This is a genomic window from Chromohalobacter canadensis (genome assembly GCF_029544075.1).
In the GTDB taxonomy this organism is placed as follows: domain Bacteria; phylum Pseudomonadota; class Gammaproteobacteria; order Pseudomonadales; family Halomonadaceae; genus Chromohalobacter; species Chromohalobacter canadensis_A.
This window is the reverse complement of the sequence record NZ_JAJQJH010000001.1, coordinates 230736-253106: the sequence shown is the minus strand read 5'-3', so window position 1 is coordinate 253106 and position 22371 is coordinate 230736. Positions and strand designations below refer to the sequence as shown.

The 22371-nt window shown below is 63.1% G+C and carries 24 protein-coding genes; 8 read left to right on the top strand and 16 right to left on the bottom strand.

The genetic code is table 11. The features are described 5' to 3' along the window. Positions 1–115: 115 nt before the first annotated feature. Genes astA through LUN51_RS01245 form a run of 3 tightly spaced genes read right to left on the bottom strand, consistent with a single transcriptional unit; the run spans position 116 to position 3434 of the window. Positions 116–1132, bottom strand: a complete 1017-nt coding sequence (gene astA / locus LUN51_RS01255) for an arginine N-succinyltransferase (RefSeq protein WP_277809791.1) — start codon at positions 1130–1132, stop codon at positions 116–118. Further along, complete coding sequence (locus LUN51_RS01250; RefSeq protein WP_277809790.1) at positions 1132–2196, bottom strand: arginine N-succinyltransferase; 1065 nt, start codon at positions 2194–2196, stop codon at positions 1132–1134. The genes astA and LUN51_RS01250 overlap by 1 nt, the downstream gene beginning before the upstream one ends. Positions 2197–2219: 23 nt before the next feature. Next, a complete protein-coding gene (locus LUN51_RS01245) occupies positions 2220–3434 on the bottom strand; it encodes an aspartate aminotransferase family protein (protein ID WP_277809789.1) in 1215 nt (404 codons plus the stop codon). Between the two features lie 219 nt (positions 3435–3653). Between LUN51_RS01245 and LUN51_RS01240 the strand changes: the two genes are divergently transcribed. Then, a complete protein-coding gene (locus LUN51_RS01240) occupies positions 3654–4448 on the top strand; it encodes an SDR family NAD(P)-dependent oxidoreductase (RefSeq protein WP_277809788.1) in 795 nt (264 codons plus the stop codon). Positions 4449–4571: 123 nt separating this feature from the next. After that, complete coding sequence (locus tag LUN51_RS01235; protein WP_277809787.1) at positions 4572–5189, top strand: class I SAM-dependent methyltransferase; 618 nt, start codon at positions 4572–4574, stop codon at positions 5187–5189. A gap of 36 nt (positions 5190–5225) precedes the next feature. Here LUN51_RS01235 and LUN51_RS01230 read toward each other — a convergent pair whose 3' ends face one another. After that, positions 5226–5705, bottom strand: a complete 480-nt coding sequence (locus LUN51_RS01230) for an N-acetyltransferase family protein (RefSeq protein ID WP_431355555.1) — start codon at positions 5703–5705, stop codon at positions 5226–5228. A 146-nt stretch (positions 5706–5851) separates the two neighbouring features. Between LUN51_RS01230 and tsaA the strand changes: the two genes are divergently transcribed. Beyond that, positions 5852–6610, top strand: coding sequence for a tRNA (N6-threonylcarbamoyladenosine(37)-N6)-methyltransferase TrmO (gene tsaA, locus LUN51_RS01225; protein WP_277809786.1), 759 nt, complete (start codon positions 5852–5854; stop codon positions 6608–6610). Positions 6611–6666: 56 nt separating this feature from the next. Here tsaA and purC read toward each other — a convergent pair whose 3' ends face one another. From purC to dapA, 4 genes are all read right to left on the bottom strand, one after another. Continuing rightward, positions 6667–7377 (bottom strand): phosphoribosylaminoimidazolesuccinocarboxamide synthase, encoded by a 711-nt coding sequence (purC, locus tag LUN51_RS01220; protein WP_277809785.1) that lies wholly within the window; start codon positions 7375–7377, stop codon positions 6667–6669. Between the two features lie 124 nt (positions 7378–7501). After that, positions 7502–8293, bottom strand: a complete 792-nt coding sequence (locus LUN51_RS01215) for an MBL fold metallo-hydrolase (RefSeq protein WP_277809784.1) — start codon at positions 8291–8293, stop codon at positions 7502–7504. Positions 8294–8306: 13 nt separating this feature from the next. Next, positions 8307–9266 carry an outer membrane protein assembly factor BamC gene (locus LUN51_RS01210; protein WP_277809783.1) on the bottom strand — a complete coding sequence of 320 codons (960 nt, stop codon included), beginning with the start codon at positions 9264–9266 and terminating at the stop codon, positions 8307–8309. An 89-nt stretch (positions 9267–9355) separates the two neighbouring features. After that, positions 9356–10240 carry a 4-hydroxy-tetrahydrodipicolinate synthase gene (gene dapA, locus LUN51_RS01205; protein ID WP_277809782.1) on the bottom strand — a complete coding sequence of 295 codons (885 nt, stop codon included), beginning with the start codon at positions 10238–10240 and terminating at the stop codon, positions 9356–9358. 259 nt (positions 10241–10499) lie between these two features. On the opposite strand from dapA, the gene LUN51_RS01200 reads away from it, so the two are divergent. Continuing rightward, entirely contained in the window at positions 10500–10976 is a 477-nt protein-coding gene (locus LUN51_RS01200) for a peroxiredoxin (protein ID WP_277809781.1), read from the top strand. Here LUN51_RS01200 and LUN51_RS01195 read toward each other — a convergent pair whose 3' ends face one another. Together LUN51_RS01195 and LUN51_RS01190 are read right to left on the bottom strand one after the other, a co-directional pair. After that, positions 10977–12068 (bottom strand): AI-2E family transporter, encoded by a 1092-nt coding sequence (locus LUN51_RS01195; RefSeq protein WP_246919558.1) that lies wholly within the window; start codon positions 12066–12068, stop codon positions 10977–10979. Beyond that, positions 12065–12316 carry a sulfurtransferase TusA family protein gene (locus LUN51_RS01190; protein ID WP_246919556.1) on the bottom strand — a complete coding sequence of 84 codons (252 nt, stop codon included), beginning with the start codon at positions 12314–12316 and terminating at the stop codon, positions 12065–12067. Before LUN51_RS01190 ends, LUN51_RS01195 begins: the two co-directional genes overlap by 4 nt. Positions 12317–12459: 143 nt before the next feature. Between LUN51_RS01190 and LUN51_RS01185 the strand changes: the two genes are divergently transcribed. After that, positions 12460–13905: a M48 family metalloprotease gene (locus LUN51_RS01185; protein WP_246919553.1), complete on the top strand. Its 1446-nt coding sequence runs from the start codon at positions 12460–12462 to the stop codon at positions 13903–13905. 159 nt (positions 13906–14064) lie between these two features. On the opposite strand, the gene LUN51_RS01180 is transcribed toward LUN51_RS01185, so the two are convergent. Genes LUN51_RS01180 through fabV form a run of 3 tightly spaced genes read right to left on the bottom strand, consistent with a single transcriptional unit; the run spans position 14065 to position 16908 of the window. Continuing rightward, complete coding sequence (locus LUN51_RS01180; protein ID WP_246919550.1) at positions 14065–15039, bottom strand: GlxA family transcriptional regulator; 975 nt, start codon at positions 15037–15039, stop codon at positions 14065–14067. Next, entirely contained in the window at positions 15026–15706 is a 681-nt protein-coding gene (locus LUN51_RS01175) for a DUF2959 family protein (protein WP_277809780.1), read from the bottom strand. Before LUN51_RS01175 ends, LUN51_RS01180 begins: the two co-directional genes overlap by 14 nt. Next, positions 15703–16908, bottom strand: a complete 1206-nt coding sequence (fabV, locus tag LUN51_RS01170; protein WP_277809779.1) for an enoyl-ACP reductase FabV — start codon at positions 16906–16908, stop codon at positions 15703–15705. The genes LUN51_RS01175 and fabV overlap by 4 nt, the downstream gene beginning before the upstream one ends. 185 nt (positions 16909–17093) lie before the next feature. On the opposite strand from fabV, the gene LUN51_RS01165 reads away from it, so the two are divergent. Continuing rightward, on the top strand, positions 17094–17483 hold the full coding sequence (locus tag LUN51_RS01165) for a DUF7079 family protein (RefSeq protein WP_246940108.1): 390 nt from the start codon (positions 17094–17096) through the stop codon (positions 17481–17483). Between the two features lie 12 nt (positions 17484–17495). Here LUN51_RS01165 and LUN51_RS01160 read toward each other — a convergent pair whose 3' ends face one another. From LUN51_RS01160 to LUN51_RS01150, 3 genes are all read right to left on the bottom strand, one after another. Then, on the bottom strand, positions 17496–17990 hold the full coding sequence (locus LUN51_RS01160) for a glutathione peroxidase (RefSeq protein WP_075368303.1): 495 nt from the start codon (positions 17988–17990) through the stop codon (positions 17496–17498). Positions 17991–18055: 65 nt separating this feature from the next. Then, complete coding sequence (locus LUN51_RS01155) at positions 18056–18613, bottom strand: NUDIX hydrolase (RefSeq protein WP_277809778.1); 558 nt, start codon at positions 18611–18613, stop codon at positions 18056–18058. A gap of 121 nt (positions 18614–18734) precedes the next feature. Next, complete coding sequence (locus LUN51_RS01150; RefSeq protein WP_277809777.1) at positions 18735–19967, bottom strand: MFS transporter; 1233 nt, start codon at positions 19965–19967, stop codon at positions 18735–18737. A gap of 87 nt (positions 19968–20054) precedes the next feature. Between LUN51_RS01150 and LUN51_RS01145 the strand changes: the two genes are divergently transcribed. Continuing rightward, the gene (locus tag LUN51_RS01145) at positions 20055–20624 is read left to right on the top strand and encodes a TetR/AcrR family transcriptional regulator (RefSeq protein ID WP_277809776.1); all 570 of its coding nucleotides are present in this window, start codon (positions 20055–20057) and stop codon (positions 20622–20624) included. An 88-nt stretch (positions 20625–20712) separates the two neighbouring features. After that, positions 20713–22365: an acyl-CoA dehydrogenase family protein gene (locus tag LUN51_RS01140; RefSeq protein WP_277809775.1), complete on the top strand. Its 1653-nt coding sequence runs from the start codon at positions 20713–20715 to the stop codon at positions 22363–22365. The last annotated feature ends 6 nt before the right edge of the window (positions 22366–22371 follow it).

The window sequence follows — 22371 nt, the reverse complement described above, 5'->3', positions numbered from 1 at the left end:
GAGCTACGAGCTACGAAAAGCAGTATTCGGCTACGCTGAAAGTTCGCCATCCTTTTCCCGAAGCCCGATGCCCGTCGCTTACAGCTTATGACTTCTCACTCCCGGCGCAGCCGAGTTACGTCTCGAGCAGGCGCAAGCGGTCACCCGCAGCGACGCCGAGACGCCGGGCTTCATCCACGGTCAATGTGAGCACGCCGTCTGCGCTGGGCCCGCGCCCGATCCAAGCGGACCGGAAGTCGCTAATGTTAGCCGTCGCCACCAACCAGGTCGGGCGTTCGACACTGCTGGCCTCGTCAACGATTTCCACGGGATAGGACGCCGAGTCGCGGACCGCGCGTACATCGTCGATATAGGCCTCCACCGTGGGACCGCCGTCGAAGATGTCGATGTAGCCTTCCCAACGCAGCCCTTCTTGCTTGAGCATTTCCAGCGCCGGACGGGTGTGTTCGTGCACCGCGCCGATGCAGGCCCGCGCCTCTTCGGAAAGAAACGGTGTGTAGATCGGGAACTTGGGCATCAACTCGCCGATGAAGCTCTTCTGCCCGAGGCCAGTCAGGCGGTCGGCCTCGTTGAAGTTCATGGGAAAGAAGTGGCTGCCCAGGCACTCCCAGAACGCACTGGTGCCGTTCTCGTCGAAGCGTCCGCGCATCTCGGCGAGTACCTTGTCGGGGAAGCGATCGCGAAACTCGGCGATGAACAGCCAGCGCGCCTTGGACAGCAAGGCGCCATTGCGATCACGCCGGTATTCGGGACGCAGATACAATGAGCAGACTTCGGCATCGCCGGTATGATCGGAGCTGAGAAACAGCGTATCGATGGTGCGATGCAAGTCGAGTTGCACCGACGAATGCGCCAGGGTGCCCAGACGGTAATTGTAAAACGGCACTTCGCGGCCGACCTGCGCCTCGATGGCGCAACATCCGGCCAGCTCGCCATTGACGTCGTCTTCGAGAACGAAGAAATACAGCCGATCGTCGATGGCGCTGCGCTCCTCGAAGGCACTGACCGCATGTTCGATCTTGGCGGCCAGGAAGTCGCGGTTGTCGGGCAGCGAGGTAAACCCTACGCCGGTCTGCCAAGCCAGAGCTTGCAGCTCGTCGATATCGCGGCGTTCGATGGGTCGAATGCGCATCAGGTTTCTCCCTCGTCGAACTCATCCAGGACGGTGGGCAACGCCAATGGCGCAGCCAAGACCGCGCGACCTTCCTCGACTCCCAGCAACTCGGCATGTTCGGGCGTGAGCATCAACTGCCCTGTGGGCGACAGCGCATAGCGCGCCACCAGACAGCGAAAGTCGCCCAGTTGCTGATTGGCGATCAACGCCGGTTCGGCATCCGGCAGCACGTTGCCGGGGCGCAAACGCACCGGATGCCAGCTGGCCTGGCGTACGCTCTGCAGGCGGTCGCGCTCGCCGCGCACTACCGGTCCGCCATCGAAGATATCCACATGCCGCGAGCGCACGAAGCCTTCACCCAGCATCTCCTCGAGCGCGCCCTCGTGATCGGGATGCTCGCGGCCGATGGCGGCACGCGCCTGGGGTGTGAGCAAGGGCAGATAGAGCGGGAACTGCGGCATCACCTCGGCGATGAAGCTCTTCGAGCGCACCCCGGCCAGCAGGTTGATCTCCTGAAAGCCGCGGGCGAAGAAATGCCGCCCGACGCTGTTCCAGAACGGCGACTCGCCCTGGGCGTCGAGATACCCCGGAAAGGCCACGGCCAAAATCGATGCAAAGCGTTCGGGATATTGCGCGATGAACATCAACCGTGCGCGACGCAACAGGCTCTCGGCGCTGGTGCCCTTGTAACGGGCATCCAGCGACAGCGCGCACAGCAGCGTGGTTTCGGAGGTCTCGTGGGACAACGAAAGAGTCTGCACCTCGCGGCGCACATTGAGCTGCTGCGAGGCGTGAATCAGCGTTTCCTGACGATAGGTGTAGTAGGCATCCATGGCGCCCGCCTGGGCGCGAATGCTGGCGGTCCCCACCACCTCGCCAAGATCGAGATCCTCGAGCACGAAGGTATAGGCCTCGTCGTCGGGAAAATCGACCTCGCGCGCCAGGGCCCGCGTCGAGCGCGCGATACGTTCCTCAAGGCGGTCACGATGCGCCGGCAGATTGGTCAGACGCGGCGTGGCACTGCCCGCCAGGCGCTCCAGTGCCGGCAAGTCGCGGGGTTGAACGGGGCGAACGACAAGCATGGCAATGTCTCTCGGTTGCGGGTTCATGCGTCCTGCACGAATCGCGCCACGGCGCGTTCCAAGCAGGCCATCCCTTCACGCACTTCTGCGTCGGAGATCACCAGCGATGGGGCCATGCGCAGCACATTGGGGCCGGCGACCAACGCCATCAGCCCTTCTTCCATGGCCAGCGGCAGGATCTCCTTGGCACGCCCTTCGTAGGCCGGTGCCATTTCGGCCCCGAGCAACAGGCCCAGGCCACGTACTTCCTTGAAGATGCCGTATTCGCGATTGATCGCCTCGAGGTGCTCCTTGAACAGCGCATGGCGATGCATGACGCCCTCCAGCACCTCGGGAGTATCGATGGTTTCCACCGCCGCCAGCGCCACCGAGCAAGCCAATGGGTTGCCACCGTAAGTGGACCCATGCGTGCCCACCGCCAACGACGGTGCCACGCGATCGGTGGTCAGCATGGCGCCGACCGGGAAACCGCCGCCCAGTGCCTTGGCGCTGGTCAGGATGTCGGGGGTCACACCGTAATGCATGTACGCATAGAGATGCCCACTGCGGCCCACACCGCATTGCACTTCGTCGAACACCAGTAGCGCCTGATGCTCATCGCATAGCGTGCGCAAGCCGCTCAGGAAGTCGGGATCGGCCGGCACCACGCCGCCCTCGCCCTGCATCGGCTCGACCACCACCGCACAGGTCTCGTCGTCGATCAGCGCGCGGACGCTGTCGAGGTCGTTGTACACGGCATGCTCGATACGCCCAGGGATCGGCCCGAAGCCTTCGGAATACTTGGGCTGGCCGCCGACGCTGACGGTAAACAGGGTCCGACCATGGAACGACTGGCGGAAGGAGACGATCTTGTCCTTGTGCGCACCGAAATTGTCGTACGCCCAGCGCCGGGCCAGCTTGAAGGCGGCCTCGTTGGCTTCACCGCCGGACGAACAGAAATACGCCTTGTCGGCGAAGGTGCGCTCGACCAGCGACTTGGCCAGGGCCAACGCCGGCTCGTTGGTGTAGACGTTGGACAGATGCCAGAGCTTGTCGGCCTGCGACTTGAGCGCCGAGACCAGCGCGGGATGACAATGCCCCAGCGCGTTGACCGCGATCCCGCCGGCGAAATCGATGTATTCGCGCCCGTCCTGGTCCCACAGACGGCTGCCCTCGCCGCGCACGGGGATGGTCCGCTGCGGGGAATAGTTGGGTACCATGTAGCGGTCGAAATCGTCGCGGGTCGGTGACTGGGACATCGTGTCGGTCCTCCTGGGTGGGTCAACGAATACGGTAGGTTGGCATTGAGTATACGAGGATGGGAGGTATCGGGTCTTTCAGCGATGTGACGACGAATTATGAAAAGAGGTTGAGTTTTGTCGTCTGCGCCCCGACTCATTTATTTGCAGGCTCATGGTCGCGTCACCACGACGCGAAGAGCCACACCGGACATATGAGGCGCTACAAGGAGACGCACCATGCAGATCGATCTCAGCGGCAAATCCGCCATCGTCACCGGCTCCACCGCCGGCATCGGCTTCGCCATTGCCCAAGGGCTGGCCGAGGCAGGCGCCGAGGTCACGGTCACCGGCCGCACTCAAACACGCGTGGACGCAGCGGTGAGCGACCTGAAAGCTGCGGTCTCGGGCGCTCGGGTGTCCGGCGTCGCCGCCGACCTGGGAAGCGCCGAAGGCTGCCAGGCGCTGATCGACGCACGCGCGGATACCGATATTCTGATCAACAACGTGGGAATCTTCGGACCGCAGGATTTCTTCGAGATCGACGATGACACTTGGGAGCAGTTCTTCCAGGTCAATGTGATGAGCGGCGTGCGGCTATCGCGCCATTACGCCCAGGGCATGAAGTCACGCGGTTGGGGCCGTATCCAGTTCCTGTCCAGCGAATCGGCACTGAACATCCCCTCCGAGATGGTTCATTACGGGATGACCAAGTCCGCCGTGCAGTCGATCTCGCGCGGCCTGGCCAAGGTAATGGCCGGCACCGGCGTGACCGTCAACGCGGTGCTGCCGGGGCCGACACGCTCCGAGGGCGTGGTAGATATGATCGCCAAGATGGCCGAGCAGGAAGGCGTGTCCCAGGAGGAGATGGAAGCGCGCTTCGTCAAGGAGAACCGCCCCAGCTCGATCATCGGCCGTCTCGCCACTCCCGAGGAAGTCGCCCACATGTGCGTCTACGCGGCATCACCGCAAGCCAGCGCCACCACCGGCGCGCCACTGCGCGTAGAAGGCGGCATCGTCGACAGCATGGCGTAATCGCACTCGCACGGCCCGGCATCCCCGGGCCATGTCGGCATCGTGTCATAAACCCATCCCTACATGGACGCCCCGCCGGCAACGTGCTAAGACGGCGTTATGCCCTTGCCGGAGCACCATGTCATGCTCAACACGACCGCCTGGAACCGTCTGCGCTATTCGCTTTACGCGCCGGTCTACGATCTGGTGGCCGCACGGGCGTTCCGACGCGCGCGCCGCCTCGCGCTGGAGGCAGTGCATTGGCACCAGGGGCAGCGCGTTCTGTTGGTGGGCGCCGGCACGGGGCTCGATCTGCCATGCCTGCCACGCGACATCGAAGTGCATGCCATCGATATCTCGCCGGTGATGATTGCGCGTCTCGAGGCGCGTGCCGAGCGCTACGGGTTGGACGTCATCGCCGCAACGATGGACGCCGCACGACTGGCCTATCCCGATGCGCATTTCGATGTAGTCGTGATGCACTTGGTCGTCGCCGTCATGCCCGACCCCGAGGCCGGACTACGCGAGGCACACCGCGTGTTGGGGGAAGACGGCCAACTATGCGTGATGGACAAGTTCCAGAGCGATGCCCACCCCGCCGGCTGGGGCAGGCGACTGGTCAATGTGGTGACTTCTTTTCTGGCCACCGACATCACGCGTCAGGCGCGGCCACTTTTGGAAGGGGCCGGCTTCATCGTCGAACACGACACGCCGGTGATGATGGGCTCGCTGTTTCGTGCGTTACTGGCACGCAAGGCGTGACCAGAGCACACGCCGACTTTTCATTTCATACAGAGCTTAGAGCGACTTGTTGAGCCTGACGCGCGGCAAACGCTCGCCGCATCGCTCCACCCAATCCTCTCCCTGATGCGCCCAATCGCGACGCATCAATGCATCCGCCAGCACCAGGCTGGCCTCGATTCGCATGCACGTCACACCGCGCTGACGCATCTCGCCCTCGGCATGCTCCAGCAAGCGACTCCCCACGCCCCGCTTGGCCAGCGAGGGCCACACATAAAGTGTCTCGATACGCCCGGCATCGGGGTCGAGCTCGCAGAACCCCACGCAGCGCCCGTCGCAGACCGCCACCAGTGTGGGATAGAGCACCTGGCGCGCCGCCCAGGCCTCGGCATCGCGCGGTAGGGCCATGACCCATGCCTCGCGTTGCGCCAGCGTGTAATAACCGGCGGCGCCCTGCATCACGGCATGGTGAAACACTTCCGCCTGGTCGGCGGCATCACGCGGCATTGCCTCGCGATAAACGATTCGTTCGATCACCGTTGCCTCCTGGAAATGGCATGCCTGGCGGACGCTCCGCGAGCGCCCAGGCCACCATGGTGATGGGCACCGCGCAGCCTACACAAGGCCTGCATGCCACGCTAGCATGTCTCGCCGCATAGGCCGGCATTGGGCATAATACCAAGATGACCGATTGCGACTTTCCCCCTTCCGAGGTGTCGGCAGCTTTCACGCTCACGCCCATCGGACATATCGCCAGCGACTACCCGGACAAGTTCGGCATTCCGCGCCAACCGGGGCTGGCCAGCGCTTCGCGGGCGACACTAACGCTCTCGCCGCCGTTCGACGATCCGCTCACCGTGCGCGGCCTGGAGTCCTTCAGCCATCTCTGGCTGACCTTCGTCTTCCACCAAAGCCCCACGCGCTGGACACCGCTGGTGCGTCCACCACGCCTGGGTGGCAATGCCAAACACGGCGTCTTCGCCACACGCAGCACGCATCGCCCCAATCGTCTGGGGCTGTCGCTGGTCGAGCTGATAAAGGTCGACACGCATCACGGCGTGACACTGCACCTACGCGGGCACGACCTCGTCGACGGCACGCCCGTGCTCGACATCAAGCCGTATCTGGCCTGGGCCGAAGCGCTCCCTGAGGCACGCAGTGGCTTCGCCCCCGCGCGACCGCCGTCGCTGCCGGTGACGTTCTCGGCCGCCGCCGAGACGGCGCTGTTAGCGCACGACGACAGCGATTCGCTACGCGACCTGATACGCCAGGTGTTGGCCCAGGACCCGCGCCCCGCGTACCACAAGAACGCACGGAACACGTCCGAGCGCCGCTATGGCGTGCGCTTGCGCGACGTGGACGTACGCTTTCACCCGAGTACGCACGACGGCATCGACGCAATGCATGTGGAAGACATCGTCGTGGCGTCTTCTCCCCCATGAACGACAGCGGGGCGCCTGTAGGCGCCCCGCTGGAATAGGTCGAAAACGCGCGGCAATCAGAAGGTTATGCCGATGCGCCGCCCGACTTCTTCATAGGCTTCGATGACGCCGCCCAGTCCCTGACGGAACCGGTCCTTGTCCATCTTCTCGCGGGTGTTGGCGTCCCACAGTCGGCAGCCGTCCGGCGAAAACTCGTCGCCCAGGGTCACCTGGCCGTCGAACAGGCCGAACTCGAGCTTGTAATCGACCAGCAGCATGTCACCGTCGAGAAACAACTGCTTGAGGACGTCGTTGACCTGAAAGGTCAGCGCTTTCATGGTCGCCAGTTGCTCAGGCGTCGCCCAACCGAACGTCTCGGCCAGCGACTCGTTGATCATCGGGTCGCCATTGGCGTCGTCCTTGAGGAACAACTCAAAGGTCGGCGGCGTCAGCGCCTGGCCTTCCTCGACGCCGAGACGGCGTACCAGCCCACCCGCGGCAACATTACGTACCACGCACTCGACGGGCAGCATCTCGAGGTTTTTGACCACGCACTCGTCGTCGGAGAGCAGCGTCTCGAAATGCGTCGGAATGCCCGCAGCCTGGAGCTTTTCCATGATGAAGGCGTTGAACTTATTGTTGACCATGCCCTTGCGCGCCAGCGACTCCTTCTTCTTGCCGTCGAAGGCGCTGGTATCGTCGCGGAAGTGCAGGATCAAACGCTGCGGATCGTCGGTGCGGTAGACGGACTTGGCCTTGCCCGCGTACAGCTCGTCACGTTTTTCCATGGGGTCTCCACAATGGCCCGCGCGGGGCCGTCTGGCTCTTGTCTGAGCGCGGATCGCAGGACCCGCGACGTTTTCAAAGGCTATTCAAGGCGTCGCTACACTGCCAACGATGCGCGGCCGCGACTCAAGCGATGCTCTGCCAGGCGAAGCCGTGTTCCTGCGCCGATACCAGCAGCCGCGACTCATCGCCGGACAACAACGGCGTCAGCGCCTCCAGCGCCAGTTCGGGGCGATTGTTCTCCTCCGAGATATGCGAACACACGATACGCTGCAGGCGATCCAGCCCCAGCCGCGTCAAAAGCTCGGCGGCCTGGACATTGGCTAGATGCCCCCAGTGGCCGCCGACTCGCCGCTTGAGGTTGCGTGGGTAGGGACCCACATCGAGCATGTGGCGGTCGTGATTGCACTCGAGAATCAACGCATCGCACCCCCGGAACGCATCGATGACGTGTTCACTGGGATGGCCGAGGTCGGTGAGTACGCCCAGATGGCGACCATGCGCGCGAAACCGGAACTGCACTGGCTCGCGTGCATCGTGCGGAACCGTCACCGGCTCGACCTCCAGCCCCTTGATCGCGAAGCGTGACTGAGGCACCACCCACTCATGGTGCGGTACCTCGCCCAGGCGTCCTGATAGCCAGGTGCCCGCGGTCAAGTAGACCGGTATCGCGTAACGCCGCGCCAGGGGCCCCACGCCACGGATGTGATCGCCGTGCTCATGCGTCAGAAGCACGGCGTCGAGCTGGCGTGGATGCAGACCGAACTGCGCGAGACGGCGTTCCGCCTCGCGCATGCCGAAACCGCAATCTACCAGCACATACGTTTCACCGTCGCTGACCAGCGTGGCGTTGCCTTTGCTGCCACTACCCAACGAGGCGAAACGTAGGGCCGACGACGCCTGAAACTGATCTGTCATGCCGTCCGGCATCTCAGCGCAAGGTCGCCGCCACGGCGTTGAGCACTTCACGGGCAGCGCCCGAATCCACCGGGCCGCCATCTTCACCGCTGACGTTCACCTGCGTGGTATCGCGAGTATTGGCGCTGACATCGAGGCGGTAGCGCTGGGTCGCTTCGTCGCCGCCGAACCAGTCGAACCAGTCGAACCAGCCGGAATCGTCATCGCGGGCGGTGTAGTCGATCACGAACTGACCGGCGCTACGATTCTGGTCGACCAAAGCGCCCTGCTCGTCCTCGAAGTTGTTCTCCAACTGATAGCGCAGTTCCGGCCAGGCACGTTCAAGATTCAGCGCCAGCTCGAGCTGCCACTCACCATCGTGGTTCGACAAGCGTACGCGCTCATCGCTCGCCAGCGGTTGTGCCGCCAGAGAAACGCCTTCCTGGTCACCGACGTTGTCGTTCAGGTAGCGCTGCAGCGCGTCCAGGCACTGCGCTTCGTTGCCGCTGCCTTCGCAACGCACTTCGCTAGAGCCGTCACGCAGCCCCTGACGAACACTCAACGTTCCCAGGCCAGTCTCGAGACGCCCCGCATCGACATCGGCATCTTCGACACTGGCGCCCTGCGCGGACGCGAATCCCTGCAACATCGGCCAGACACCGCCCGGCGCGGCATTGACGACTAACCAACGTTCATCGCCAGCCTCGCGGGATTCGACGAATGCCGCCTCGGCTTCCTGGCTAGAGGCCAGCGGGCGTGGGCGCGGCACGTTGAAGTCTTCGTCCATGGCCGCGAAATCGCTCTCGGCATCGGGCACCGGCATGGCGTTCTGGTACCGTGACGAGTCGCGCGAATCCGGCAGCGTCACTGGCTCAACCATCTCGGCATCGGCGTATTCAGTGTTTCGGTCGTAATAAAAACCGGAACGGCTACAGCCACTTACGATCAGAGTGGCGCCGATGATCAGCGGCATCCATTTAAGGACGGGTTTCATGCATACACCTTCTTTATGCGTTGATCAGCCTCGAGGAGTGCCGCTAACGCCGATAAACGTCCGGGTCCTCGACGCCTCTCGACGGTTGGTCAGCCTTCGGTCACGCCAGCGAGCTGCAGGGCTTCACTCACCGTGGAGTGGTACTTGTCAGAGAGCCACGTCATCGGCAAGCGGATACCCTGCTCCGCCAGCCCCATGCGGTTGAGCGCCCACTTCACCGGAATCGGATTGGCTTCGACACCCAGCGCGGTGTGCAGCGACATGAGGCGTGAATTGATCTGATGCGCTCTTTCGGTATCGCCGGCAACGGCGGCCTCGCACAACTCATGCATGGCCCGCGGCGCGACATTGGCGCATACCGAAATATCGCCGTGGCCACCCATCAACATGAAGTCACACGCCGTGGGGTCGTCACCGGAATAAAGCGCGAAATCGGTATTCTTGAGACGATCGACCAGCTCCTCGGCACGCTCGAGATTGCCGGTGGCATCCTTGAGTCCGACGATGTTCTCGATCTCGGCAAGACGGAACACGGTCTCGTTGTAGATATCCGAGCAGGTACGACCGGGCACGTTGTAGAGAATGACTGGCAACCCTCCACCCTCGGCGACAGCCTTGAAATGCTGGTAGAGCCCTTCTTGCGTAGGCTTGTTGTAGTAAGGGGCCACCGACAAGCAGAGGTCCGCGCCTACTTCGCGCGCATAACGTGCCAGCTCGACCGCTTCCGACGTCGCATTGGCGCCGGTGCCAGCGATCACCGGAACGCGGCCGTCGACTTCCTCGACGACGCAGCGAATGACGTCGAAATGTTCGGCGAACGACATGGTGGTCGGCTCACCGGTGGTGCCCGCCGCGACGATGGCGTCGGTGCCGTTGTCGAGATGGAATCCCACCAGGCGACGCAGCGCCTCCCAGTCGATATCGCCACTGACCTTCATCGGTGTCGCCAAAGCGACGATGCTGCCTGTGATCATCCTGCAGTGCTCTCCTGTGAATCGGGCCAGCGTGCCACCGGCATGCGCGGGCGATAAAAATGCGCGTATCGCCAACCGGGCGTTCCAAGCGCCGGACCGGCCTTTCCTGTCATGATGTCAATCAACGTCAAATGGTACTCAGCCAGCTTCATCCTGTACAGAAGCGGCGTGCTTTGACACGCGCGCCTGGCTGCAATGTAATCTTAACCGCCCACGTTCAGGCAACGACACCTTTCACGTCAGCATTCGAGGAACCTTCATGAGCGTCAGCATCGGCCAGCATGTACCCGATTTCAGCGCCCCGGCAACGGGCGATACCCAAATCACACTATCCGAATACCGTGGCCAGCAGGTCGTGATCTATTTCTATCCCAAGGATAGTACTCCGGGCTGCACCACCGAAGGAGGCGACTTCCGCGACCATAAGGCCGACTTCGAGGCCGCCAATACCGTCATTCTCGGTGTCTCGCGAGACGGGCTGCGTGCCCATGAGAACTTCAAGGCCAAGCAAGGGTTCAATTTCGAGCTGATTTCCGACAAGGACGAGGCATTATGCCAACTCTTCGATGTCATCAAACTCAAGAAACTCTACGGCAAAGAGCACCTGGGGATAGAGCGCAGCACCTTCCTGATCGACACTGACGGCAAGCTGGCGCGCGAATGGCGCAAGGTGAAGGTCAAGGGCCACGTCGAGGAAGTGCTCGACGCCGCCCGCGAACTCAACACGACCGCCTGATCACTGTTCCGCCGGGGGAGACCGCAGGCCTGGGTCGCGCACACCGCGCGGCCAGGCATACACCAGCGCTTTGATCAAGGTCGCCAGCGGAATCGCAAAAAACACGCCCCAAAAGCCCCAGATACCGCCGAAGAACAGCACCGCCAGGATGATCGACACCGGATGCAGGTTGACCGCCTCGGAAAACAGGATCGGCACCAGCACGTTGCCATCCAGCGCCTGAATAACGGCATAGGCCAGCAGGACGTAGGCGAGCTGATCGCCGATGCCGAAGTGGAAACCCGCGACGGCCGCCACTGGCAAGGTCGCCACCGCCGCACCGATGTACGGCACCAGCACCGACAAGCCGACGATCAGTGCCAGCAAGGTAGAGTAAGGCAACCCGAACATCCAGAAGGTAACGAAGGCCACCACGCCCACGATCAGGATCTCGATCGCCTTGCCGCGAATGTAGTTGGCGATCTGATCGTCCATCTCATGCCAGATGCGCGTCATCAGGACACGCTTCTTGGGTAGCAGGGACAGCAGAAACAGCGTCAGGCGCTCGCGGTCCTTGAGCAGGAAGAACACCAGGATCGGCACCAATACCAGATAGACGATCACCCCCAAGAGATTGCCCAACGACGCCAGCGACAGCGTCAACGCCCGCTGACCGAGCTGAGTCGCCTCGCGCCCGGCGGTGGCGATCCACCGTTCGATCTGATCAGGGGTGATCAAGGTCGGATAATGCGACTGCAAGGTATCCAGCCATGCCTGGCCACTGGCGAACATGCGCGGCGCCTCATGCACCAGCTCCACCATCTGGTTCCAGACCAACGGCATGATCACCAGGGCCAGCGCCAATAATGCACCCAGAAAGATCAGGAACACGACCAGTACCGACAGCAAGCGTGGCAAGCCGCGCCGTTCTAGCCACGCGACCACGCCTTCCAGGAGAAAGGCCAGCACCAGGGCGGTGAAGAACGGCGCCAGCATCCGGCCCAGCCAGATGACAGCGGCAAAGCCCAGCACCAGCACGATGAGCAAGACGACCGCTTCCTCATCCGAGAAATAGCGTTCAACCCACCCCTTGAAGAGGCCTTTCATCGTCATGCTGTGCTTCCTCGTTCGCCCTTGCGCAGCCAATAAAAGTAGACGCCGTCCCTTTCTTCACGCGCCTCGAGCCGGTGCGTCCCTTGCGCGGCAAAGGTCTCGAAGTCCTGCCACGAGCCCACATCAGTCGCCTGAACCTCGAGCAACGCGCCCACCTCGAGCGTCGACAGGGCCTGCTTGGCCTTGAGTAGCGGCAACGGACAATGCAGGCCACGTGCGTCGAGCATTTGATCGGGTTGCAACGCCATCTGCGCCCCCAGCGGTTCGGTAGTTGAAAACGCAACGATTTAAAGGCACTTTGCCAGTCAGTTCAATGTCGAAGACAACGGTAGCATGGCGTGCACCATGCCGTCGGCCTCTCCGCCCCGTCGCGCCATTCAAGAGGATGCCCATGCCACGTCGCTGGACGCTGCTTCCTGCCCTATGTCTCGCCCTGACATTTTGCGCCTTCGCGCCGAATGCCCTGGCACAAAACGATTACGGGCTTCCCGAGCTGGGTGGCTCGAGTGCTACCGTCTCGAGCGGTGAGGAACATCGCCTGGGGCGCGCCTGGCTACGTCAGTTCCGCGCCCAGACCGACGAGTGGCAAGACCCCATCGCGCAAGATTACATCCATGGCCTGGTGGCGCGCCTATTACCGTATGCCGGGGTCCACGACGACACTGTCATCACCCTGGTCGACAGCCGACTTCTCAATGCCTTCGCCGTGCCCGGAGGCGTGATCGGGGTCAACAGCGGCCTGTTCACCTTCACCGAGAGCGAGGATGCCCTGGCCTCGGTGATCGCCCACGAGCTCGGCCATCTGTCACAGCATCATTTCGCACGCCGCATGCAGCGCGTGGAAGAGACACAGCTCCCCACCATGGGTGCCATGCTGGTCGGCATGGTTCTCGCGGCGGGCGGCGCAGGCGATGCGGGGCTGGCTACCATGGTCGGCTCGCAAGCGGCCTTCATTCAGGATCAGCTCGCCTACTCCCGGCGTTTCGAGCAGGAAGCCGACCGTATCGGGCTGGAGGCGCTGGCCGATGCCGGCTTCGACCCGCAGGCCATGCCCGAACTCTTCCGCGCCATGCAACGCCTGGCCAGCCTACAGGGCGGCAATCCGCCGGAATTCCTGCTCACACACCCGGTCACCGAAGCCCGCATCGCCGACACCCAGGCCCGCGCCGACCAAATGCCCGCGTCCGAACCGCACGACAGCACGGCCTTCGGCCTGATTCGCGCCCGCGCCCTGCTCTCACTCAACCGCGACAATCCCGGCCAGGCCATGACCCAGCTACGTCAGGACGACCCTCCTGACGCCGCGATACGCTACCTGCAAGCGCTGATCGATGCCCACAACGGTCATACTGCACAGGCACTCGACACGATCGACCAGTTAAGCGCGGCGCAGCCGGATCTCTCGATGCTGCCGGCCAGCGCAGCTCAGGTGGCGTTCGACGCCGGCCAGCGCGATGTGGCATTGAGCCGCGCCCGGCGGATCCTGCGTTTGCAACCGGACTACCGCCCGGCGCAGCTCATCGAGGCAGAGGTCCTGCTGCAGCAAGACCCACGCCAGGCATACGACATCTTGCGCCGCATGAGCGATCAATATCCCGAGGATCCGCAAGTCTTCTCTCTGCTCGCCGAGGCCGCCGGGCGCAGCGACCGCAACCTGTGGGGTATGCTCGCCCGCGCCGAGCAATTGCAGCTGACCGGTCATATCGACCGCGCCATCAAACAGCTCGACATCGCCGAAGAGACGGCACGCAATCAGGGCGACTTCGCCATGGCCAGCCGCTTAGTTGAGCGCCGCAAGGCGTATTTGGGGTATCGGCAAACGCTCCAGAACTTCTAGGCTTTGTACGAAAACTGCCTGTGCTCGGCCATACGGCGTTAAAAATCAGCTCAAAGTACTCATTTACACCCCGTAAACTCCGCCTTTTCGCTGATTTTTGCCTTGTCTGGCCATCGCTCGCCGACTTTTCGTACAAAGCCTAAGCTCTGAAAACTGCCGTCAATGACGCGGTATGCGTTCATCGCGCGGGCTGATGCCGAAATGGTTACGGTACGCCGTGGAGAAATGCGCCCCGGAGGAAAACCCCGTGGACAAGGCAATGTCGCCGACCGCCTGTTCACTGTCGCGCAACAACTGGCGGGCCTTCTGAAGCCGCAGCTCCAGGTAGTAACGACTGGGCACCGCCTGCAGATACTTCTTGAACAACCGCTCCAGCTGCCGCCGGGAAATCCCCAGGTGTTCCGCCAGCTCGTGGGTAGTCAACGGCTCCTCGATGTTCGACTCCATCAGCGTCACCGCGTCGACCAGGCTCTGCGGGGCGTGCGAGAGACGCGCGCGCAACGGTACATGCTGAGGCTCATCCGCCATGCGGATACGCTCGCAGACGAAATGCTCGGAGACACGCTCAGCCAGCCGCGCGCCATGCTGCTGCGCAATCAGCGTCATCATCATGTCCATCGCCGCCGTGCCGCCCCCGCAGGTCAAGCGATCACGGTCGATCTCGAACAATTGATGCGAGACATGCACGCCGGGAAAGTCCCGCGTGAATGCATCGGCCCCGGCGACGTGCAGCGTGACTCGATAGCCCTCCAGTACGCCAGCGCGAGCCAGCACCTGAGTGCCGCCGGCGATGCCGCCCAGCATGACCCCGCGTGAAGCCAGCCGTTGCAGCCAGCCATGCAAGTCCGGGGATTCGCTCGCTGGCGACGGGCTCACGCCGCACACCATGAGCATGTCCAGATGTTGGACATCGCTGCCCGCCACGCTTTCCGGCGTCAACGCCAACTCTGCGGCGCTTTTCACCGCACGCCCATCGAGCCCAAAGGTCCGTGGCACATAGAGTCGACGCTCGGCCAGCAAGTTAGCGACGTGCAACGGCTCCATGGCGCAGGCCTGCGCCAGCAGCGAAAACCCCGGCAACAGCAAAAACCCCACCTGGCGGGGTGCCTCGCGGCGCTCTTCACTCCCTGACATCGAGCAACGCCTCCACCAGCGCGTCCGTCTCGCGGTCGATATGCGCGGCACGCGTGGCGAGCTCGTCCAGCGCGTCGCGCATATCAGGCATCCGATCACCCAGCGAGGCCAGATCGCGCGCCTTTTCCTCGTGTTCGAGCAGCAGCGCGGTATCGTTGAGCGTCTCCGTCAGCGGCCGCATCTGCTCGCGCGAGGTGGCAAGCGCCTGGCGAATGTCTTCATAGCGTCCTCGAGACTCGGCCAATTGCCGCTCGCTGAGTTCGCGATAGCGATCATCGTGGTAGTCGTCGAGCTCCTCGCGCCATTCGGTGAATACCGCCTCGGCCGCCTCGTCGGCGTCATCGAGCCGCCAGGCCAGATCGCGCTGCGCGTCGTCGCTTTCCTCAAGCGCGTGCGTCAATGCCTCGCGCTCACGCGAGAAGGTACTCGGCGAGGCGGAAAGCGCCAAATCCAGACGCGACAAGGCACCGTCCAGTGCCTCCCGGGCGCGCTGCTGAGCCTGCCGGGCAGCGTCGACGCGCTCTGCCAGAACCTCGCCGCGCGACACGCCAAGACGCTCCATGGACGCGTAATACGGCGAGCTCTGACACCCGACGAGCAGACCCAGCAACACGACACACATTCCCCAGCGCAACGTGCGGGACAAGCGCTCGGACGCGACGATCACAGCTGTACGACGTCGAACTCCGCCACGGGGTCGACGTCCGCCTCGTAATCGACATCCTCACGCTCAAAGCCGAACAGCTTGAGAAAGTCGTGCTTGTAACCGGCGTAATCGGTCAGCGTGAAGAGATTGTCGGTGGTGACCTGCGACCATAGCTCCTTGCACGGCTGTTGCACGTCGTCGCGTAGCTCCCAGTCGTCGAGACGCAGGCGGCCCGCTTCGTCGGTATCCTGCTCTTGAGATGAATAGAGACGCTCGGAATACAGACGATTGAGCTGATCGATGGTGCCCTCGTGCAGGCCCTTCTCTTTCATGACCTTGTAGACCATCGAGATATACAGCGGCATCACCGGGATCGCCGCGCTGGCCTGGGTCACTACCGACTTGAGCACCGCCACATTGGCACTGCCACCCTCTTGGGAGAGACGCGTGTCGATTTCGCCGGCGGCGCGGTCCAGGTCTTCCTTGGCCTTGCCCAGCGCGCCATGCCAGTAGATCGGCCAGGTAATCTCGGTGCCGATGTAGCTGAACGCGACGCTGCGCGCGCCCGGCGCCAACACGCCCGCCTCGTCCAGCGCGTCGATCCAAAGCTCCCAGTCCTCGCCGCCCATGACGGTGACGGTATCGGCGATTTCCTGCTCGCTGGCCGGCTCCACGGAGGCCTCGGTGATGGCATCCTTGTTGGTATCGATGGCCGTCGCGGTATAGGTCTCGCCGATGGGCTTGAGGGCGGAACGCTTGAGTTCGCCGCTATCGGGCATCTTGCGTACCGGCGAAGCCAGCGAGTACACCACCAGGTCGACCTGGCCCAGGTCCTGCTTGATCAACTCGATGGCCTTGGTGCGCGCTTCGTGCGAGAAGGCATCGCCATTGATCGCCTTGCTGTAAAGACCTTCTTCCTTGGCGAACTTGTCGAACGCCGCCGAGTTATACCACCCGGCCGTGCCCGGCTTCTTCTCGGTTCCTGGCTTCTCGAAGAAAACCCCGAGGGTCGACGCCCCGTAACCGAAGGCCGCGGTGACACGCGCCGCCAGGCCATAGCCGCTGGAGGCGCCAATCACCAACACCTTCTTCGGGCCTTTTTCCTGTTCGCTTTGCACAATATTCGCACGCGTGGTGGCAATCTGCTCGGCGACATTGCGCTCGCAGCCCTTGGGGTGCGTCGTAGTGCAGATGAAGCCACGAACCTTGGGTTTTATGATCACAGAGGGGACCTCTTTGCTGACGTCATTCGTTGATCGCGGTTGGAACCGCCACGGGGAAACACGCGCCAATGCACGGTTTCTTTATTGTGGGGCATTCTAGCGGGTGATGGCGTCCATGTCCGCACCCCCTTGCTCGTCATGGACGAGTGGCCGAAGATGCCCCCTCACAGCGAAGGCCCAAAAACATGCACGACCCCAACGAGCTTGAAACCCTATTGGAACGCCGTGGCGCCCTGTGGCTAGCGCTCTCGCCCCTTTGGCTCGAGCGCGAGCCCCGGGAACGCGAATATCTCCGCATGCTCGAGGTGGTCGAGACACAAGGCCATACCCCTCAGGAGCTGGAAATGATCTATCGGCTAGAAATGGCGCCGGTCATGTCGCGTCGCCAAATGTCGGTGGCCGGCGAATGGCGCGCCTTCGACGAGGACCGCCTGCTGCTCGACCTGGCACGCCACACGCGTCGCTTGCATGGCTGGCGCAAGGGCTTTTGGCTGCTGTTTTCCGGGTTGACCACGATGATGAGCCGGCCGCGTTTCGACATCTTGATCGAACGTCTGCATGCAACCTCGCCATGAGCCGTACAAGCGTCATGCCGAGAACGGAATGTCCAGTGCCCGCTCGATATCCGCCGCCATGCTGCGCGGCGAGACGCGCGGTGCGAAACGCCGAATCACATGACCATCGCGCCCCACCAGGAACTTGGTGAAGTTCCACTTGATGGGGGTGCTGCCCAGCACGCCCGGCGCCTGGCGGCGCAGCAACACGAATAGCGGATGGGCATCGCGCCCGTTGACGTGAACCTTTTCCATCACCGGAAAACTGACCCGATATTCACGCATGCAGAAGGCGCCGAACCCCTCGGCCGACTCCGGCGTCTGGCGACCGAATTGATTGCAGGGAAACGCCAGCACGGTGAAACCTTGGTCGTGATAACGACGATACAGCCACTCGAGTTCCTTGAGTTGCGGTGTATAACCGCAGCGGCTGGCAACATTGACGATCAACAGCACTTGGCCGCGCAGTGCGCGCAGATTGAAGGGCTCCATCCGGTTGGTATGGCAATCCTGGCTATATAGCGTCATGGCGGTCGCGCATTGCGTTCATCGTCGGGGATACCTCTTCATTGTCGTCCGCCTGCGGCAGGGCTTCAATCGTCCCGTGCCATCAGCCAGCCTTGGGCGAGCATGCGCTCCAGCGCGACGCGACTATCCGGCGTGGCATCTTCCAGCGCCAGCGCGGCCTCCACCGTCAACCAGGTGGCGTCGGCGACTTCATCCGCCTGCAGGACCAGCGGCCCATCGTAATCGACCAAGAAGGCACTGCCATGAATGAAGTTACCGCCATCGGTATAACGAAACGAGAAACACGGCGTCAACGACACGCCCTCGATGCCGAGTTCTTCGGCCAACTCGCGACGCGCGGCAACATGCTCCGCTTCTCCCGCACCGACCACGCCACCGGTGGCCAAATCATGATAGCCGGGAAAAACTTCTTTGGTCAGTGTGCGGCGCTGCACGCATAGCTCGCCTCGACCATTGCGCACGAACACGTACGTCGCGCGGTGCCAGAAGCGAAAGCGCCGCATCAGCCGACGCGAGGCGCTGCCGCAGGGGCGATTGTGAGCATCGACTAGTTGGATGCGTTCATCCTTGATGACCGGCTCGGGTAGCGCCCCTGGTGTTGCGGAAGACGACAGCGTGACCATGATGTGTCCTGTGACGTGTCGATGCGGAAAGAACTCAGCATGCCAGAGGCCGGGCATCGCGTCATGTCGAATACACTAATGAACATGTAAAAGGCCTACCCCAGACGCGTGAAGGCGCACCTCAAGCGGGGCTATCGCAGGCTTGGCAACGTCGTGGCGTCGTGCGCTGCGTCAGCGCACCGATGAAGGCGGCGAGCGACAACACCGCCACGACACCGCCATACACGTACGTCGTCGGCAGCAGCCCCATGTGCTGTGTCGCCATGCCGCCGACCATGGCCAAAAGGCTGGCGGACAAGTAGCAGATGACGTAGAACGCCGCCATCAACGCCGAGCGCTCGGTGGGCGGTGCCAATGGCATCACGGTACGCATGGCGCCCATGAACGCCGCGCCGAAGCCGATCCCAGCAAAGGCTGTGCCGCTCAACAGTACCGCCACGCTGCGCCAATACACACCTAACAACAGCACACTCATGCCGACGATCAAGCAGCCCGTACCGATAAGCACTGCCACACGAGGCGGCTTGGCCCGCAGCGTCAACACACTGATCGCGCCCACGCAGGGCAGCAGGAACGTAATCAGACAACCGATCAGCGGGTTATGGATACCGCTGACGGTCTCCACTAGCGTAGGGCCCAGCGACAGCGAGAAGCCGCCTAGTGCCCAGGACGAGATCACTGCCGACACTACGCGCATCAGCGGCCCCCGGACAGGCGGTGGTATATAGGCGCGTGGCCTCAACGAGGCCCATGCGCCCGGGCGCGGCGTCACGCTCTCGCGGATGCGCCCTAGCAGCAGGCCTTGAACCACCAGCGCCACGGCCAAGAGCGCGTACACCAGATGCAGCGGCGCGGGCGCATACGTTACCAAGATGCCCGCAATCAGGGCGCCGATGCCCATACCGAAGAGCGGCGCGATACTCGCCATGACGGGCCCACGTCGGTGATCGCTATCGAGCATGGCTGCCGCCAGCGCGCTAGTCACGACACCGGTGGCAATGCCCTGCAGAATACGCGCCACCATGAGCCACGCTAGGCTATCGGCCCAGAAGAACACCCCTAATGATAAGATTTCGCCCACGATCGCACCGGCCACCACTGGCCGCCGGCCGATATGGTCCGACAACGATCCGGACACCAGTAGCGCTACCAATAAAGCGAACACATAGCTGGCAAACACCAGTGTGAGCATCGTTGCCGAGAAGTGCCATGTCGTTTGATAGAGGCGATACAGCGGCGTCGGAGCGCTGGATGCCGCCAGGAAGGTGATCATCAGGATGGCGTAATACGTCAGCTGCCCGAGGCGCGGCGCCGGGTAGGCATCCGTCGTACCCGTGGATGAAGGCGGTGTCATGATGAAATCCATTAATGCTAAGATTGTGCTTTAGTCGCAGTCTGAACTTAGCAGGCTAATAAAGCAAATATTTTGCGTTAGGTGACCATGGCCATCAAAGAAGCCGTTCGTCCCGGGGGACGCAGCGCGCGGGTGCAAGAAGCCGTGCATCACGCGGTCCGCGAGCTGCAGACCACCAAATCCCGCGAAGAACTCAGCGTGCCCCAGATCGCGAACAAGGCCGGCGTAACGCCGTCGACGATCTATCGTCGCTGGGGGAATCTTGCCGAGCTGCTGGCAGACGTGTCCCTCGAGCGCCTGCGCCCCGACGACGAACCGCCGCAGACCGGTTCCTTGGCAGGCGACCTACAGGCTTGGGGCGAGCAATATCTCGATGAGATGACCTCGCTACCCGGCCAGTGCATGCTCAGCGATATCATGGCCAGCGCCGAACGCGAACGACGTGAACGCTGCTACCTTTACAGTGAAACGATCATGGCGTGCTTGCGTGAACGTGCCGTGAAGCGCGGCGAAGCCACGCCATCGGTCGAGGACTTGATGGACGGCGTGATCGCGCCGATGACGTACCGGCTACTCTACGACCTCGATACGGCGACGCCCGCGCGCCTCAGTCGCTGGATCGCGCAGACGCTGCCAAGCGCCGACGCGCCCGACTAACCCCACCAGGGTCGCATTGACCCCGGTATCACGTCTGGCCATGCTCGAAGCACGACGCATCCCCTTGCCGTCTTCAGGAGTCGCTTCCATGGCCGATCATGCCGCTCGCACTCATCTCGCCACGCACGAGGTCACCAACCAGCCGTTGCTCGGTGGTGACCATGACCTCCTGGCAGAGGACATCGCCCTGCGTGAGACTCTGGCCCGCGAAGCCCCGGCTTGGGTCGCGACGCGCCTTGCCCCGCTCGCCCGCGAGGCCGGGCGTGATACCTGGCAAGCCATCGCCGACGAGGCCAATCGCCATCCTCCCGAGCTATGTTTGTTCGACCGGCACGGGCGCAGGCTCGACGAAGTGCACTACACCGAGGCCTATCATCGCTTGATGCATCTCGCCTGCGATGGCGGCTGGCAGGCGGTGGCCTGGGAGCATGAAGGCAACGGCGGTCATCAAGCGCATGTCGCCGCGCTGTATCTCTTGACCCAAGTCGAACCGGGATTCTGCTGCCCGATCACCATGACCCACGCCGCCTATCCCGTGCTACGCCACGACAGCGCCATACTCGAGGCATGGGGGCCGCGCCTGCTGACAAACGACTACGATCCTCGCGCCCTGCCCGCCAGCGACAAGCGTGCGGCAACCTTCGGCATGGCGATGACCGAGAAACAAGGCGGCAGCGACGTGCGCCGCAACACTACCCAGGCGACACATCAGCCGGATGGCAGCGTGCGCCTCACCGGCCACAAGTGGTTCTGTAGCGCGCCGATGTCGGATGCTTTTCTGACACTCGCACAAGACGACGCCGGCATCGGTTGCTTCCTGGTGCCACGCTTTCGCCCCGATGGCGAACGCAATGGCATTCAACTGCAGCGCCTCAAGGACAAGTGCGGCAACCGCGCCAACGCCTCGGCGGAACTCGAGTATGCCGATGCCTGGGCGCACCCTATCGGCGAGCCAGGGCGCGGCGTCGCCACCATTCTCGAGATGGTCCAGCAGACCCGGCTCGATGCCGCCACCGCACCCGCCGGCATGATGCGCCAGGCGACGCTCGAAGCCTGGCGCCACGTTCAGGGCCGCGAAGCGTTCGGTAAACGCCTCGCCGACCAGCCGCTGATGCAGCGCGTGATCGCCGACCTGGCGCTGGAAACCGAGGCCAGCCTGGCACTCTGCCTACGCACGGCGCGTGCCTTCGATGGCGCCTCCCGAGACCCGCATGAGCACGCCCTGGCGCGCCTGCTCCCCGCGCTGGCCAAGTTCTGGCACAACAAGCGTGGCCCAGCGTTCATGGCTGAAGCCATGGAATGTCTCGGCGGTATCGGCTACGTCGAGGAGGCGCCGCTCGCGCGGCTTTACCGCGAGGCGCCGGTGAATTCTATCTGGGAAGGCTCAGGCAATGTCATGTGCCTGGACGTGATGCGTGTACTTGCCCGCCATCCGGAAAGCATCGCAGCCCTGCGTCAGGAGCTCGCCCTGGCACGCGGCGCGCACCCCGATTTTGACCGGGCGCTCGAGGCGCTAGAACGACGCCTCAAGGCCACGCCGGACGTGCTGGAAGCGCAGGCACGCTGGCTAACCCAGCGCCTCGCGCAATGTCTGCAAGCCGCGCTACTGTTGCGTCATGCCCCCGCCGCCATCAGCGAGACCTTCTGCGCAACGCGCCTCGGCGAGGAGACTTCACCGCTATTCGGCGTCTTGCCATCACACGCGCCACTGGACGCCATTCTTGAGCGAATCGAGACCTGAAAGCGG

What these genes read in the sequence shown, in the direction of transcription:
- LUN51_RS01190 (WP_246919556.1), bottom strand. Translation starts at nt 12,316, where the DNA reads ATGGCGTTGCAACCCGATCAAATGCTCGACGCACGTGGCCTGCATTGT.
- LUN51_RS01245 (WP_277809789.1), bottom strand. Translation starts at nt 3,434, where the DNA reads ATGTCCCAGTCACCGACCCGCGACGATTTCGACCGCTACATGGTACCC.
- LUN51_RS01180 (WP_246919550.1), bottom strand. Translation starts at nt 15,039, where the DNA reads ATGTCAGGGAGTGAAGAGCGCCGCGAGGCACCCCGCCAGGTGGGGTTT.
- LUN51_RS01140 (WP_277809775.1), top strand. Translation starts at nt 20,713, where the DNA reads ATGGCCGATCATGCCGCTCGCACTCATCTCGCCACGCACGAGGTCACC.
- LUN51_RS01150 (WP_277809777.1), bottom strand. Translation starts at nt 19,967, where the DNA reads ATGACACCGCCTTCATCCACGGGTACGACGGATGCCTACCCGGCGCCG.
- astA (WP_277809791.1), bottom strand. Translation starts at nt 1,132, where the DNA reads ATGCGCATTCGACCCATCGAACGCCGCGATATCGACGAGCTGCAAGCT.
- LUN51_RS01160 (WP_075368303.1), bottom strand. Translation starts at nt 17,990, where the DNA reads ATGACGCTATATAGCCAGGATTGCCATACCAACCGGATGGAGCCCTTC.
- LUN51_RS01215 (WP_277809784.1), bottom strand. Translation starts at nt 8,293, where the DNA reads ATGACAGATCAGTTTCAGGCGTCGTCGGCCCTACGTTTCGCCTCGTTG.
- LUN51_RS01185 (WP_246919553.1), top strand. Translation starts at nt 12,460, where the DNA reads ATGCCACGTCGCTGGACGCTGCTTCCTGCCCTATGTCTCGCCCTGACA.
- tsaA (WP_277809786.1), top strand. Translation starts at nt 5,852, where the DNA reads ATGACCGATTGCGACTTTCCCCCTTCCGAGGTGTCGGCAGCTTTCACG.
- LUN51_RS01165 (WP_246940108.1), top strand. Translation starts at nt 17,094, where the DNA reads ATGCACGACCCCAACGAGCTTGAAACCCTATTGGAACGCCGTGGCGCC.
- LUN51_RS01155 (WP_277809778.1), bottom strand. Translation starts at nt 18,613, where the DNA reads ATGGTCACGCTGTCGTCTTCCGCAACACCAGGGGCGCTACCCGAGCCG.
- dapA (WP_277809782.1), bottom strand. Translation starts at nt 10,240, where the DNA reads ATGATCACAGGCAGCATCGTCGCTTTGGCGACACCGATGAAGGTCAGT.
- LUN51_RS01250 (WP_277809790.1), bottom strand. Translation starts at nt 2,196, where the DNA reads ATGCTTGTCGTTCGCCCCGTTCAACCCCGCGACTTGCCGGCACTGGAG.
- LUN51_RS01235 (WP_277809787.1), top strand. Translation starts at nt 4,572, where the DNA reads ATGCTCAACACGACCGCCTGGAACCGTCTGCGCTATTCGCTTTACGCG.
- LUN51_RS01240 (WP_277809788.1), top strand. Translation starts at nt 3,654, where the DNA reads ATGCAGATCGATCTCAGCGGCAAATCCGCCATCGTCACCGGCTCCACC.
- LUN51_RS01210 (WP_277809783.1), bottom strand. Translation starts at nt 9,266, where the DNA reads ATGAAACCCGTCCTTAAATGGATGCCGCTGATCATCGGCGCCACTCTG.
- purC (WP_277809785.1), bottom strand. Translation starts at nt 7,377, where the DNA reads ATGGAAAAACGTGACGAGCTGTACGCGGGCAAGGCCAAGTCCGTCTAC.
- LUN51_RS01195 (WP_246919558.1), bottom strand. Translation starts at nt 12,068, where the DNA reads ATGACGATGAAAGGCCTCTTCAAGGGGTGGGTTGAACGCTATTTCTCG.
- LUN51_RS01145 (WP_277809776.1), top strand. Translation starts at nt 20,055, where the DNA reads ATGGCCATCAAAGAAGCCGTTCGTCCCGGGGGACGCAGCGCGCGGGTG.
- LUN51_RS01200 (WP_277809781.1), top strand. Translation starts at nt 10,500, where the DNA reads ATGAGCGTCAGCATCGGCCAGCATGTACCCGATTTCAGCGCCCCGGCA.